A 13,708-nucleotide genomic window follows, 5' to 3' on the forward strand; every position below is an offset into this window, starting at 1 on the left:
GCGTACGGTCGCGGCCCGGCGCAGCCCTGGTGACACGCTCTCCACAGCCTCCGCGCCTTCCGGACCGTGGTTGCGCCTCGCTGGGCGCGCTTCTCGCGTGCCTGGTGCGGCGCTACCCCTCGCCCCGCCCCAGCCGTGCCCGGTCGGCTGCGGCTCGGCCCTGCTGCCAGCCGTCCGCGTCGCGGATGCCGCGGAGGCGGACGGGTGCGGTGTCCGGGAAGAGGGCGCCGGTGGTTTCTTCGACGGCCAGTTCGCGGGCCGCGAGGACCGGGAGGAGGTCGGGGGCCGCGGCGGAGGATTCGGCGGTGGCGGCTGCCGTGGCGGCGGCGGTGGCCGCGGACAGGCGGTCGCGGATGCGGTCCGCGTACGCGACGAGGAACGTCTGGCGGAAGTCCCGGGTGCGGCGGGAGCGGCCGCGGGCGTGGTGGTCGTCGCCCGCGCGGTTCATCGCCGCGGTGGCCTGGAGCAGCAGCGAGGTGTAGAGCAACTCGGCTGCTTCCAGGTCGGGTTCGAATCCGACGACGGTGGAGAAGCCGACGTCGGCGGCCCACACGGCCTGGCAGCGGTTGGCGGCCGCGACGGCGTCAAGGAGCAGGGCCTTCGCCTGTTCGTACGGTCCTTCGATGCCGATGCGGACCGCCGAGGGCCCGCCGCCCGGCGCGCCGCCCGCGGTGTCGAGGAGGGCCTCGTCGATGCTGTGCCGGGCCATCAGTTCCTGGGCCTTGGCGGACAGCGCCTCCGCCTCCTGGGCAAAGGTGGTCGCCTCGGCCTTGGCGAGCAGCCCGCGGATTCGGCCGAGGGCACGGGACGCGGCGCCGCCGTCCTTCCGGGCGGGCGCCGGGGGCGGGGTCGGCAGCGGGGTGATGCGGGGCAGCCTGGCGAGGGTGCGCAGCGCCGCGAGGACGTCGTAGGCGGTCTCGAAGCGGGAGGTGCGGCGGCGCTCGGCCAGCGCGTCCAGATAGCCGCGGTCGGACGTCCACCAGACCTCGGCGCCGAGGCGGCCGAGCTGCTCGGTCCAGCGTGCGTCGCGGGCCGTGCGCTTCGCCGCGGGCCGTGCCGCCTCGGCCGCGACGGCGTCGACGACCAGGGCGACGAGCGTCGCGTCGGACGCCTCGCGCCGGACGATCCGCTCCAGGTCGGCGGGGTGCCAGCCGCCCGCCCAGCACTGCCCCACCGCCGCGACGGCCGCGGCGACCACGGCGGCGCTGACGGATTCCCAGCCGTCGGGTGAGGCGGCGAGCAGCGAGGCGCCAGCCTCCATGGCTTCCTCGGCCTGCTCGCCGTCGGGGGCGTAGCGGACACTGCCGAGCACGCTGGCGACCAGCTCGTCCACGGCCGACGACGGCTGTCCGTCGCGGCCGCCGCGTCGGCCCCGCTCGTCACGGCCGCCTCGTTCGCCCCGGCCGCCTCCTGCGCGCTCAGTCACCCGTTCACTCTACGGACACATGGCGGGCGGCCTTCACCGGTCGGTGGCATCGGTGGCCATGGCTGCTGCACGGCCCGGAGCAGGCCCCGTACGTCCTCGGCCGTCCCGTGGTGGGCAGGGGACAGTGACCCGGGCCGTTCAGCGGGTCGGTCACCGGCACGCGCCCGTCCCTCCCCTCCCCCGCCGTCGCGTGCCCCCTCACAGCCGTAGCTGGTAGATGCCCAGCGGGCTCTCGGGCCGGTAGCCGAGTGAGGCGTTGACCGCGCGCATCGGCGCGTTCTCGTCCGCGACGGTGGTCATGATGTCCCGTACGCCGGGCCACCGCGCGCGCAGCTCGTCCCGCATGCGGAGCTTGACCGCGCGTCCCAGGCCGCGGCCGCGGTGCGCGGGGAGGACGACGGTGTCGTACTGCAGGGCGCGTACGGACGCGGGGGTGGGCAGCACGAGTTCGGTGTAGGCGGCGATCGCGCCGTCCGCCGCGGTGACGGCGGCGACGGTCAGCATCACCCCGCCCCGGTCGACGACGACGCGGGCCGCGGCCCGCACCCGTTCGATGTCCCAGGGGACGTGCTGTTCGTCGAGGTCCCCGGTCGGCGCGTCCTGCATGGCGTCGTGGGCGCGGGCGTGCGCGGCGGCATGTGCGTCGGGGACGATGCCGTCCCAGAGGGCGAAGTCGTAGCCGGCCGGCGGCGTGGCGGCCACCGGCTCCGGGCCCGCGCCGCTCGGCGCCCCCGCCGCCACGTCCTGCACGTAGGTCATCAGCGACAGCGCGCGCTCGGCGCCGTGGTGGAGGGCGAACTTCTCGCCCGTGCCGCCCTGTTGGGTGAGCGTGGCGACCGACGTACGGCCCTCGGCGGCGAGGACCGCGCGCACCTCGCCCCAGAGCTCCTGGCCGACGCCGCGGCCTCGGTGGGCGGGGTGGACGGTGAAGAGGTGCAGGAACGCGGTGTCGGTGTTGCCGGGGGTGTCGGGGAGGCGGATCAGGGCGACTCCGGCGTAGCGGGCCGTGCCGTCCGCCGGCGCGGCGGGGTCCGGCACCGTCACCTTGGCCGCGCGGCCCTGCAGCGAGGGGACCCGCAACCGGCCCGCCTCCGCGGCGCGTTCGGGTGCCGGGATGCCAGGCCGGTCGTGTGCGTGGGCGGCGGCGAGCACCGCGTACCAGGCGTCGGTATCGATTCCCATGCGGCGCACCGTACGCAGCGGCGACGCCCGGCGCGCCGTATTTTCGGCGCGGCCGGGCGTCGCTCATGCGGCTCCGTGCACGGGTGGTCTCAGCCGGGCTGCGTCACTTCAGCGCGCTGCCGGCGACCCACTGCGACCAGTCCATGTTCCAGCCGTTGAGGCCGTTCTCGGGCTGCACGGTCTTGTCCGGGGAGTTGACCATCTCGACGACGTCGCCGGTCTGCGAGTGGTCGAAGAACCACGCGCCGTCCGTGGAGGAGTCACCGGCGCCCTTGGCGTCCTGCAGGCCGATGCAGCCGTGGCTGGTGTTGCTGTTGCCGAAGATGCCGTGGCCCCAGTAGTTGCCGTGGATGAAGGTGCCGGAGTTCGACAGCCGCATGGCGTGCGGCACGTCCGGGATGTCGTACTCGCCCTTGCCGTCGTTGTTCGTGAAGCCGACGGTGGAGCCGTCCATCCGGGTCTGCTTGAACCGCTCGGAGATGACCATCTTGCCGTTGTAGGTCGGGTGCTCCTTGCTGCCCGCCGAGATCGGGATGGTCTTGAGCGTCCGGCCGTCGCGGACCACGGTCATCTCGTGGGTCTTGGCGTCGACGGTGCTGACCTGCGAGTGGCCGACGTTGAAGCTGACGGTCTTGTTCTGCACGCCCTTGACGCCGGGCGCGGCCTCGACGTCGTCCAGCTGGAGCTTCATGGTGACCTTGGAGTTCGCCTTCCAGTACTCCTGGGGGCGGAAGTCCAGCCGCTTGTCGTCGAACCAGTGGCCGACGACCTTCTGGTTACTGCTGGACGCGACCTTGATCGCGGACTCGACGGCCTTCTTGTCCTTCACGGGCTTGTCGAAGTTGATCGACACCGGCATCCCGACGCCGACGGTGGAACCGTCCTCGGGCGTGAAGTTGCCTATGAAGCTGTGCGACGGGGAGACCGTGGTGAAGGAGGAGTTCTCGACCGCCTTGCGCCCCTCGGAGTCGACGGCGTGCGCGGTGACCTTGTACTTCGCCGAGCGGTCCAGCGCCTTGTCGGGCTTCCACGAGGAGCCGTCGGCGGCCAGCGTGCCCTTGACGGTCTCCTTGGACGCGACGGAGGTCATCGCGACGTCGGTGAGCTTGCCGCTACTGACCGTCACCTTGGCGTCGTCGTTGATACCGGCGTCGGACGTGCCGTTCTTGGGCGTGATCTTGATTTTGGCTTCCGAGGCGTCCTTCGCCGCCGCCGCGTCGACCTGCTTGACCTTCTCGTGTCCGGCGGAGGCGCTGCCGCCGCCCCCGCCATCGCCGCCTCCGCCACACGCCGAGAGCGTGACTACGCCCCCGAGCAGCGCGGCACCGGCTATGAAGCCTTTGCGGCGCTTGCTGTCCGTCATCACACGCATCTCCATTGCTACCGATTTCCCGAATCCCCGAGAGGACGACTGAACGCAGGCAAATCTGGATGCAGGCATTCCGGCCGACGTCTGATGAACGTCTGTTCCTTTTCGCCTGTTCCATGCCTGCGCAATATGTGGGGAAGGCCACGTATTGCCCGAGTCGTGCACACTCGGTGCACGCGCGGTGCCCGTGGGGTGTCCCTCCGCGCATAGCGGGTCCCCGCACGGCGGGAAGCCGTACGGGGACCGAGGGAAGGGGGGAGGCTGCGCCGGGACCGTGTGTGCGGGTCAGCTCCCGCCGGCGGTGTCGTCCGCGAGGTCCCACTCGGCCGCGTCCCACTCGGCGTCCGGGTCGTAGTCGGTCATTTCCTCACTGCTCCAGGAAGCCTGCGCCAGCTCGCTGCCCGGGACGGCCGTGACCAGATCGAACGGGTCGATGAGGTGCGCCAGCGCCTCCGCCGGATCCCCCTTGACCGTCTCCAGGGACTGCCGGCGCTCCTCGTCCGGGAGGGCCGGATCGCCGCCGATGCGGTCGAGGGCGGCGCCGGTCAGCAGGTCCGCGTCGGTGATCTCCATGACCAGTTCGACGTGAAGCCGCACAAAACGTGATGTCTCGCCATTGCTCATGCCACGGAGCGTAAGCATGTACGGTCCCGACTTCCCCGCGACCCGCGGCGGTCACTAACATCTGCGGTCAACGGCCAAATCACCGAACCCACAAGGGGGATCGCTCCGGTGACCGCACGACGACCATTGCTGACCGCCGCTGCCGCGGGATCGGTGTTGCTCGCCCTGTGGTTCGTACCGTCGGCGAACGCGACCGTGGAGGACGACGGGGCCGCCGAGGTCGGGAAGCGGGTCGGCGCCCCGGCACAGGCCGGCACGGCGGGCGACGCGAGCAACGGCGAAGCGACGGTGGCGGACGCGACCGGTATGACCGGTGCGACCGGCACGGACATCTCCGACGCCGGCCTCACCCCGCAGCACTTCCTCGCCGACACGGGCAGCCCCCACACCACGCCGTACGTGATCGGCGGCGCCGCCTGCCTCGCCTTCGGCGCCGGCCTGGTCAGCTACTCCGTCCGCCGCAGCGGCGGCAGCGACGAGCCGGACAGGCTGCCTGCCTGACCGGCGCCTCCGGCGCCCCATCCCTGGCCCGCCCCCGCGCTCCCGGCCTCACCTCCGGAACCGCCGGCGTTCCGTGCCCGGCCGCGGTTCCGGGGTGTCGGCGAGGCGTACGACCGGGTCGTCCGCGCCGCCGTGCCGTCCGGCGACCACCGGTTCGGCCGAGCGGGCCGCCTTGGCGCGGTACTGGGCGGCGTCCGCGAGCCGGAAGAGGCGGCGGGCGGTACGTACCGGGCCGATCGGGTCCCCCGTCGAGGCGACACCGACGGCGACGCCCTCGCCGAGCTCCAACTCGCCCGCGCGGGCGCAGAGTTCGACGGACACCTTGACCACTTCGTCGGATGGCGGGCCGACCGCGAGCAGACAGAATTCGTCGCCGCCGAGGCGGGCGGCGAGGGTCCCGGGGAGCATCGCGCCGCACAGGGACAGGACCGAGCCGAATCGTTCCAGCAGCCGGTCGCCTACGGCATGGCCGCGGGAGTCGTTCACCCGCTTCAGACCGTTGAGGTCACACACCACCAGGCTCACCACCGCGCCGTCCCTGCGGTGCCGCTCCAGCGCCTCGTCCAGCCTTATGTCCACGGCGCGGCGGTTGGCGAGGCCGGTCAGGGCGTCGGTGAAGGCGAGCCGGCGGGCCTCGGCGAGCCGTTCGGTCTGGGCGATCCCGGCGGCCGTCACGGCGGCGAGCACGCTCGCGAAGTCGGTGTCCGCCCGGTCGAAGACCGGCTCGCCGGTACGCCGCGCGACATACAGCTCGCCCCAGGCCCGGCCGTGCAGCACGATCGGCGCGACCACGCAGCAGCCGCGGCCCCGGCGGCGCAGCGCGGCCACCCGCTGAGGGTTGTGGAGGCCGTCGCCGGGCACTCCGTCGATGGTCTCCAGCCAGGCACTGGGTTCGCCGCCGCCGGCCCACTGCTCGTGCAGGAAGCCGACGATCTCCGGGAACTCGTGCACCGGATACGTCTCGTCGTCCGGGAACTCCACTTCGTCCTCGGCGAGTTCGCCGACGTTGACCAGGACGCGCAGCTTGCCCAGCTCGCGCTCCCACTTGGAGATCGCGGCGAAGGAGCCGCCCAGGGCCTGTCGCACCCCCTGCGCAGCGGCATGCGCGGATTCCCGGGGAGTGTGCGCGGCCGCCATCGCCTGCGCCAGCTCCACCACGGCCCGCAGCCGCGCATCACCCTCGCCCTCGCCCGTCACCGGACCTCACATTCCGTCACCGTGGGAGCACACCCTGCACTACAGCGTAGGAATGTTTAACCCGATTCGCCCCTTGCGGTACGGCTCCCACACCCGGGCGACCTCCTCGAACGAACAGTTCCCTCACCCTGCGTAATCGCGCCCCTGGGTGAGGCGGGCCGGCACCCGGGGCCGGGGCGCCGGGTGCCGGCCCCGCTCACTCCCCCGGCCAGTCCGGGTCCCGCTTCTCGTTGAACGCCGCGACGCCCTCCGCCCGGTCCCCGGAGAAGGCCACACTGCGCCAGGCGCCGTCCTCCAGGTCCAGCCCGGCCCGCAGGTCCAGTCCGTGCCCGAGCCGCATGGCGCGCTTGGCGGCCCGCAGTCCGACCGGCGAGTTGCGGGCGATGGTGGCCGCCAGCTCCAGCGCCTGCGCGCGGTCCTGCCCGTCGGCCACCAGCCGGTCGACCAGGCCCAGCCCGGCCGCCTCGGCCGCCGGTACCCGGCGCGCGGTGAACACCAGCTCGGCGGCCCGGGCGGCGCCCACCCGGCGCGGCAGCAGCTGGGTGCCCCCGCCGCCGGGAATGACGCCCACCGACACCTCGGGCAGCCCGACCACGGCACTGCCGTCGGCGACGATCAGGTCGCAGGCGAGCGCCAGCTCGAAGCCGCCGCCGAGCGCGAAGCCGTGCACCGCGGCGATGGTGGGCACGGGCAGCTCCAGGACGCCCGTGTAGGCGGCGCGGGTGCGCGGACGCTGGCGCATCAGGTCCGCGTCCGTGAAGGAGTTCCGCTCCTTGAGGTCGGCGCCCACGCAGAACGCCCGCTCATGGGTGGAGCTGAGGACCACCGCCCGTACGGAGGTGTCGGCCGCCAGCTCGGCGCAGGCCGCGGCCAGGCTGTCGGCCATCGCCGTGGACACCGCGTTCATGGCCTTCGGACGGTCCATGACGAGTTCCGCCACGAAGCCGTGGCGGTCCACGCCGACCCACTCACCGAACCGTTGCATACAGCAGCCCTCCCGGTTAACGACCGTTGACCTGAATGATCTGGTCGGGATCATTTCAGGTGCGCGGGCCGCGCGACAGGAGGGGGCCGTACGCAGCGGGAACAGCGGGCGGCGGCAGGGGCGGGTGCCGTCAGCCGCGGCGGCGCAGCAGCCAGGGCTCGATGACGCCGAGGCCACGCACCGGCCGCTGCCACATCGGCTGCAGCGCGAAGCGGTACGACGGCGGGGCGGCGCCGGTGCCCTCCTCGGCGGCCTTCTCGGCCGCGGCGGCGTCCGCCTCGGAGACCGGCGCATCCCCCGTGCGCCCCAGCTCCACCGCGAACGCACCGTCCACCAGCACGGTGTCCTTCGGCGCTATCGACGTGAGCCGGCTGGCGAGATTCACGGTGGTGCCGAAGACGTCGCCCATCCGGGTCGTGACCGTCCCGAAGGCGATGCCGACCCGCAGCTCGGGCATCGTCTCGTCGTTGGTCATGGTCTCGATCAGCCGCAGCCCGATCTCGGCCGCGATACCCGCGTCGTCGGCGGCGAACAGGACCTCGTCGCCGAGGGTCTTGATGAGCCGCCCGCCGTGCGCGGCCACCAGGTCGGAGCAGGTGGTCTCGAACGCCTCCACCAGCTCGCCCAGCTCCTCCTCCTCCAGGCGGCGGGTCAGGCGGGTGAAGCCCACCAGGTCCGCGAAGCCGACGGCGAGCCGGCGGTCGACCATCTCCGCGTCGTCGGCGGCGCGCACGACCCGGCCGGTGGCGGCGGCGAGCTGCCGCCGCCAGACGTAGACCAGGAATTCCTCCAGCTCGGGCAGCAGCAGCTCGACGAGCGGATAGGTGATTTCGGTGCGTGTCAGGCCGGAGTCCTGGGGTTCGGTCAGCCCCTCCAGGAAGGAGTCGATCTGCCAGTCGGCGAGCCGCGCCGTGGTCTGGCCGGTGGAACGGGCGACCTGTACGGCCATCGCCTCGCTCAGCAGCCCGGCCTCGACCAGGCCGGCCAGTCGCCGCAGGGCGAGCACGTCGGCCTCGGTGAGCGCCTTGACCTGGCCGATGTCGGCGAAGCCCATGGCGCGCCAGAAGCGGGCCGCGAGGTCCATGGAGACGCCGGCGCTGCGGGCCGCCTGAAACGGCGTGTAGCGGCGGTCGGCGCCGAGGATGAGTTGTTCGAGACGGATGGCGATGCTGTCGTCATCGCCCACCTCCACGGCCCCTTCGGGGTCGCCGGTGGGGACGTCGCCGGCGGCTTCGTCCCCGGTGTCCGTATCCCGCGAGGTGGCGCCCGAGTCGTCGGCGGTCACCGGCCGCTCCCTGTCCGATCCCTGCGCACTGCCCTTCCGATCACTGCTCGCCCGTGGCCCGCTCCCCGGCGGACCGCCTCAACGATACGGCAGGTGTGCTCTGGCTCACTCTCACATGTCGCCACTGTCACCCCGGGTGAGGGAGCGGTGTGTCGGCGCGGCGGGTTCCGCCGTACGGAGCGGGTGCGGCGGGGCGCGGGCCCCCGGCGGCCGGAGGGGCGTCGCGGCCCCTCCGGCGGGGGCTCCGGCGTCAGGTGCGCCGGCCGTCCGTGTCCTCGCCCGCCGGGCGCAGATGGACGATGTCGCCGGCCGCCACCGGCTGCTGGACGCCGTCGGCGGTCGCCAGGACCAGGCGGCCGTCGCCGTCGATGGCGACCGCCTCGCCGAGGATCTCGGTGTCGCCGGGAAGTTCGGCGCGTACGGAGCGGCCGAGGGTGGCGCAGCCCGCCGCGTAGGCCTCCTGGAGGCGGCTGGCGGCGGGGTCGCCGTCGGCGGCCTGCCATTGCCCGTACCAGTGGTCCAGGGAGCGCAGGACGGAGCGCAGCAGCGTGTCGCGGTCGGTGGAGCGGGCGCCGGCGAGGGCGAGCGAGCCGGCGCCGGGGACCGGCAGCTCGTCCGCGCGCAGCGAGACGTTCAGGCCGATGCCGATGACGACGCCGTCGGCGGCGCGTTCGGCGAGGATGCCGCCGGCCTTGCGTTCGGTGCCGTCCACGGTGACCAGGAGGTCGTTGGGCCACTTGAGGGCCGTGTCGACGCCCGCGTCGCGGGAGAGTGCCGTCGCGGTCGCCACGCCGGCGAGCAGCGGCAGCCAGCCCCAGTGCGGCATCGGGACGCGCGGGGTGAGGTGGACGGAGAAGAACAGCCCGGAGCGGGGCGGCGCCGACCAGCGGCGGTCCAGCCGGCCGCGCCCGGCCGACTGTTCCTCGGCGACGAGTACGGCACCCTCGGCCGCGCCCTCGGCGGCACGCGCGGCGAGGTCGGTGTTGGTGGACCCGGTGGCGCGGACGACGTCGAGCGAGGTCCACAGCGTGTCGGGGCGCAGCAGGGCCCGGCGGAGCGCCGTGGTGTTGAGCGGGGGGCGCTCCAGATCGGTCCAGGGACCGGGCTCCGGGCCCTCGGCGCGGCCGTCTTTGTCCCGGTTTTCCGGTGGTTGAGGCGTCATGGGGCCAGCGTAGGTGTGGTCAACGACGCAGTGCCGCAGCGCGATCCCGCCGATACGCTACGAGGCGGTAGCCAACCCCGTACCACCCTCAGTACGAGCACCAGACCAGGACGAGCAGGAGCCGCATCCCGATGTCCGAGCCGGAAGCAAACATCCACACCACCGCGGGCAAACTGGCCGACCTGCAGCGGCGGGTCGAAGAGGCCACGCACGCCGGTTCCGCCCGTGCGGTGGAAAAGCAGCATGCGAAGGGCAAGCTGACGGCGCGTGAGCGCATCGACTTGCTGCTGGACGAGGGCTCGTTCGTCGAGCTCGACGAGTTCGCGCGGCACCGTTCCACGAACTTCGGCATCGAGAAGAACCGCCCGTACGGCGACGGTGTCGTCACGGGTTACGGCACCGTCGACGGCCGTCCGGTCTGCGTCTACTCCCAGGACTTCACGATCTTCGGCGGGTCGCTGGGCGAGGTCTACGGCGAGAAGATCGTCAAGGTGATGGACTTCGCGCTGAAGAACGGCTGCCCGGTCGTCGGGATCAACGACGGCGGCGGCGCCCGGATCCAGGAGGGCGTGGCCGCCCTCGGCCTGTTCGCGGAGATCTTCCGGCGCAATGTGCATGCGTCGGGTGTCGTGCCGCAGATCTCGCTGATCGTCGGCCCGTGCGCGGGCGGCGCGGTCTACTCCCCCGCCATCACGGACTTCACGGTGATGGTCGACCAGACCTCGCACATGTTCATCACCGGCCCGGACGTCATCAAGACGGTCACCGGTGAGGACGTCGGCTTCGAGGAGCTGGGCGGCGCCCGGACGCACAACACCACCTCGGGCGTGGCGCACCACATGGCGGGTGACGAGAAGGACGCCATCGACTACGTCAAGGGCCTGCTGTCGTACCTGCCGTCCAACAACCTCTCCGAGCCGCCGGCCTTCCCGGAGGAGGCCGACCTGGAGACGTCGGACGTCGACCGCGAGCTGGACACGCTGATCCCGGATTCGGCGAACCAGCCCTACGACATGCACACCGCGATCGAGCATGTCCTGGACGACAATGAATTCCTGGAGACCCAGGCGCTGTTCGCCCCGAACATCATCACCGGCTTCGGCCGCGTCGAGGGCCACTCGGTCGGCATCGTCGCCAACCAGCCGATGCAGTACGCCGGCTGCCTCAACATCGACGCGTCGGAGAAGGGCGCCCGCTTCGTGCGGACCTGCGACGCGTACAACATCCCGGTCATCACCTTCGTCGACGTGCCGGGCTTCCTGCCGGGCACCGACCAGGAGTACGACGGGATCATCCGGCGCGGCGCCAAGCTGATCTTCGCGTACGCCGAGGCGACGGTGCCGCTGATCACGGTCATCACCCGCAAGGCCTTCGGTGGCGCGTATGACGTCATGGGCTCCAAGCACCTGGGCGCCGACCTCAACCTCGCCTGGCCCACCGCCCAGATCGCCGTCATGGGCGCGCAGGGCGCGGTCAACATCCTGCACCGCCGCACGCTCGCCGCGATCGACGACGCGGAGGCGCAGGACGAACGGCGCCAGGAGCTGATCCAGGAGTACGAGGACACGCTGCTGAACCCGTACGTCGCGGCCGAGCGCGGATACGTCGACGCGGTGATCATGCCGTCGGAGACGCGCCGGCACATCGTGCGCGGCCTGCGCACGCTGCGCAACAAGCGTGAGTCGCTGCCGCCGAAGAAGCACGGCAACATCCCGCTCTGACCGGTCAGCGGCGCCGGCCGGCACATCCGGCGCCGCCACGTCCGCTCCGTCAGCGTCCAGCCGAGGAGGCTTGGTTTTGATGATCAAGGTCGTACGGGGCAACCCCACCGCCGAGGAGCTGGCCGCCGCCGTCGCGGTGGTCCAGGCCCGTGCCGTGGCCGCCGCCGCGGTCGAACCGGGAGGTCCGGCGCGCGGCAACGAATGGTCGGATCCGGCGTCGACCGTCCCGGCGCGGGCCCGCATGCCACATCCGGGGCCGCGCGCCTGGCGCACGAGCTACTGGCCGCACTGAGCCGGCGGCCCGGGGGCCGGACCGGACCGGATGCTTGATCCGGAACCGGTCGCGGCCCTCGGCGCGTCCCGCGTGTGAGGCGGATCGCAGCAGCTTTCCCCCTGTTGCTTCTCCGGGCGCATCGGTGCATACAGCACTGACTAGTCCCCGGTGCCGCGGCGCCTGAGTATCCGTACTCAGGCGCCGCCGCCATGCCGGGGCGCAGGATCGACGTCATGCTGTGGTCCGATCCGTCCGATGAACCGCCCGAGGAGCTGCGCGAAGCGCAGGCGAAGCTCCGCCGGATGGGCATCGTGCTGGCCGTGGCCGCGGTGGTGCTGATGTTCCTGCTGGCGGGGAGGTAACACTCACAGGCGTCATCTGCAACCACACTGGCCCCCACCGCATCTTTCCCTCCTGACAGCGCAATTCGGGCACCCGCCCGATGGGCAGGGGCCACCACCTGGCCCGCGTCGGGAGTGGGAGTCAGATGAACAGGCCGCTGAGGCACATAGCCGTCTTCTGCGGGGTGCTGGTGCTCGCCCTACTGGTCCGGGCGACCTGGGTCCAGTTCATCCAGGCCGACGCCCTCGCCAAGGACAAGAACAACCGCCGGGTCAAGATCGAGGCGTTCTCCTACCCGCGCGGCAACATCATCGTGGGCGGCAAGCCGATCACCGGTTCCGTGGCGACCGACGGCGACTTCAAGTACAAGCGCACCTTCAAGAACGGCCCGATGTACGCCCCGATCACCGGCTACGCCTCGCAGGCGCAGGGCCCGACCTTCCTGGAGGGCGTCTACCAGGACGTCCTCAGCGGCAAGGACGACCGGCTGTTCTTCAACCGGGCACAGGCCGTCCTGACCGGCGAGAAGCCGCGCGGCGGCGATGTGCTGACCACCATCGACGAGAAGGCCCAGAAGGCCGCCTACAAGGGGCTGACCGATCTGGACGCGAAGGGCGCCGTGGTCGCCCTCGACCCGGGCAGCGGCAAGATCCTGGCGATGGCCAGCACCCCCTCGTACGACCCGTCGTCGTTCGCCGGCATCACCGAGGCCGAGGGCAAGAAGTTCGTGCAGCTGGACGGCGACAAGTCCAAGCCGATGAGCAACCGCGCGACCCGCGAGGTCTACGCCCCCGGCTCGACGTTCAAGATCCTCACGGCCGCCGCGGCCCTGGAACACGGCACGGTCAGCGACATCGACGCCCCCTCCGGTGCCCCCGCGCCCTACACACTCCCGCAGACCCGCACCCAGGTCGGCAACGACATCAGCTCCGCCCCTTGCGACAAGGCCTCGCTCAAGACCGGTATGCAGTGGTCCTGCAACAACGTCTTCCTGGACGCCGCCCACAAGCTCGGCACCGACAAGATGCGCGAGACGGCGGAGAAGTTCGGCTTTAACAAGCAGCAGTTCACCCCGGTCCGCTCGGCCGCCAGCACCTACCCCGAGAAGCTCGACCAGCCGCAGACCGCGCTGACCGGCATGGGCCAGGGCAGCCTGACCAGCACGCCGCTGCAGATGGCGATGGTCACCGCCGGGCTCGCCAACGACGGCAAGGTGATGAAGCCGTACATGGTCGACGAGCTGCGCGGCCCCGACCTGTCGACGATCGAGAAGTTCGAGCCGACGCCGCTGCACCCGAAGGACCCGCAGGCCGTCTCCGCCTCCACCGCGAAGAAAGTGCAGGAGATGATGGAGTACACCGTCGACGAGGGCACCGCATCGAAGGCGAAGATCGACGGCGTCACGGTCGGCGGCAAGACCGGCACCGCCCAGCACGGCGCCGACGTCAACGACGAGCGTCCCTACGCCTGGTTCGTCTCGTACGCCAAGAAGAGCGACGGCAGCTCCCCGGTCGCGGTCGCCGTGTTCGTCGACCCCAAGGACATGGACATCCCCCGCTCCGAGATCGCCGGCGGCAAGCTCGGCGGTCCGATCGCCAAGTCAGTGATGGAGGCCGTGCTCGGCAAGTAGTCCGGGGCCG

At 72.0% G+C, this 13,708-nt stretch carries 13 protein-coding genes; 5 read left to right on the plus strand and 8 right to left on the minus strand.

All coding sequences use genetic code 11. The annotated features are described in order from the left end of the window. Positions 1 to 112: 112 nt before the first annotated feature. From ACIRQ7_RS03600 to ACIRQ7_RS03615, 4 genes are all read right to left on the minus strand, one after another. Positions 113 to 1,312, minus strand: coding sequence for a DUF2786 domain-containing protein (locus ACIRQ7_RS03600; protein WP_404260096.1), 1,200 nt, complete (start codon positions 1,310 to 1,312; stop codon positions 113 to 115). A gap of 312 nt (positions 1,313 to 1,624) precedes the next feature. Then, on the minus strand, positions 1,625 to 2,608 hold the full coding sequence (locus ACIRQ7_RS03605; RefSeq protein WP_404259522.1) for a GNAT family N-acetyltransferase: 984 nt from the start codon (positions 2,606 to 2,608) through the stop codon (positions 1,625 to 1,627). Positions 2,609 to 2,711: 103 nt separating this feature from the next. Further along, a complete protein-coding gene (locus ACIRQ7_RS03610) occupies positions 2,712 to 3,971 on the minus strand; it encodes an Ig-like domain-containing protein (protein ID WP_404259524.1) in 1,260 nt (419 codons plus the stop codon). A 291-nt stretch (positions 3,972 to 4,262) separates the two neighbouring features. Continuing rightward, positions 4,263 to 4,601, minus strand: coding sequence for a hypothetical protein (locus ACIRQ7_RS03615; RefSeq protein ID WP_401462311.1), 339 nt, complete (start codon positions 4,599 to 4,601; stop codon positions 4,263 to 4,265). A 108-nt stretch (positions 4,602 to 4,709) separates the two neighbouring features. On the opposite strand from ACIRQ7_RS03615, the gene ACIRQ7_RS03620 reads away from it, so the two are divergent. Further along, positions 4,710 to 5,102 (plus strand): hypothetical protein, encoded by a 393-nt coding sequence (locus ACIRQ7_RS03620; protein ID WP_404259526.1) that lies wholly within the window; start codon positions 4,710 to 4,712, stop codon positions 5,100 to 5,102. Between the two features lie 48 nt (positions 5,103 to 5,150). On the opposite strand, the gene ACIRQ7_RS03625 is transcribed toward ACIRQ7_RS03620, so the two are convergent. The 4 genes from ACIRQ7_RS03625 to ACIRQ7_RS03640 all read right to left on the minus strand — a co-directional run bounded on the left by ACIRQ7_RS03625 (position 5,151) and on the right by ACIRQ7_RS03640 (position 9,731). Beyond that, positions 5,151 to 6,239 (minus strand): diguanylate cyclase domain-containing protein, encoded by a 1,089-nt coding sequence (locus ACIRQ7_RS03625; RefSeq protein WP_404260097.1) that lies wholly within the window; start codon positions 6,237 to 6,239, stop codon positions 5,151 to 5,153. 256 nt (positions 6,240 to 6,495) lie between these two features. Then, complete coding sequence (locus ACIRQ7_RS03630; protein ID WP_404259528.1) at positions 6,496 to 7,284, minus strand: enoyl-CoA hydratase/isomerase family protein; 789 nt, start codon at positions 7,282 to 7,284, stop codon at positions 6,496 to 6,498. 130 nt (positions 7,285 to 7,414) lie between these two features. Beyond that, positions 7,415 to 8,569, minus strand: coding sequence for an adenylate/guanylate cyclase domain-containing protein (locus tag ACIRQ7_RS03635; protein WP_404259530.1), 1,155 nt, complete (start codon positions 8,567 to 8,569; stop codon positions 7,415 to 7,417). 250 nt (positions 8,570 to 8,819) lie between these two features. After that, positions 8,820 to 9,731 (minus strand): biotin--[acetyl-CoA-carboxylase] ligase, encoded by a 912-nt coding sequence (locus ACIRQ7_RS03640; RefSeq protein WP_404259532.1) that lies wholly within the window; start codon positions 9,729 to 9,731, stop codon positions 8,820 to 8,822. 131 nt (positions 9,732 to 9,862) lie between these two features. Between ACIRQ7_RS03640 and ACIRQ7_RS03645 the strand changes: the two genes are divergently transcribed. The 4 genes from ACIRQ7_RS03645 (at position 9,863) to ACIRQ7_RS03660 (ending at position 13,698) form a co-directional block, all read left to right on the plus strand. Beyond that, entirely contained in the window at positions 9,863 to 11,452 is a 1,590-nt protein-coding gene (locus ACIRQ7_RS03645) for an acyl-CoA carboxylase subunit beta (protein ID WP_404259534.1), read from the plus strand. A 79-nt stretch (positions 11,453 to 11,531) separates the two neighbouring features. Beyond that, positions 11,532 to 11,744, plus strand: a complete 213-nt coding sequence (locus tag ACIRQ7_RS03650; RefSeq protein ID WP_401462293.1) for an acyl-CoA carboxylase epsilon subunit — start codon at positions 11,532 to 11,534, stop codon at positions 11,742 to 11,744. 215 nt (positions 11,745 to 11,959) lie between these two features. Beyond that, a complete protein-coding gene (mmpB, locus tag ACIRQ7_RS03655; protein ID WP_401462290.1) occupies positions 11,960 to 12,088 on the plus strand; it encodes a morphogenic membrane protein MmpB in 129 nt (42 codons plus the stop codon). Positions 12,089 to 12,213: 125 nt separating this feature from the next. Continuing rightward, complete coding sequence (locus ACIRQ7_RS03660; protein WP_404259536.1) at positions 12,214 to 13,698, plus strand: peptidoglycan D,D-transpeptidase FtsI family protein; 1,485 nt, start codon at positions 12,214 to 12,216, stop codon at positions 13,696 to 13,698. Positions 13,699 to 13,708: the final 10 nt, after the last annotated feature.

It is taken from the genome of Streptomyces sp. NPDC101393, assembly GCF_044767385.1.
Taxonomy (GTDB): Bacteria; Actinomycetota; Actinomycetes; order Streptomycetales; family Streptomycetaceae; genus Streptomyces.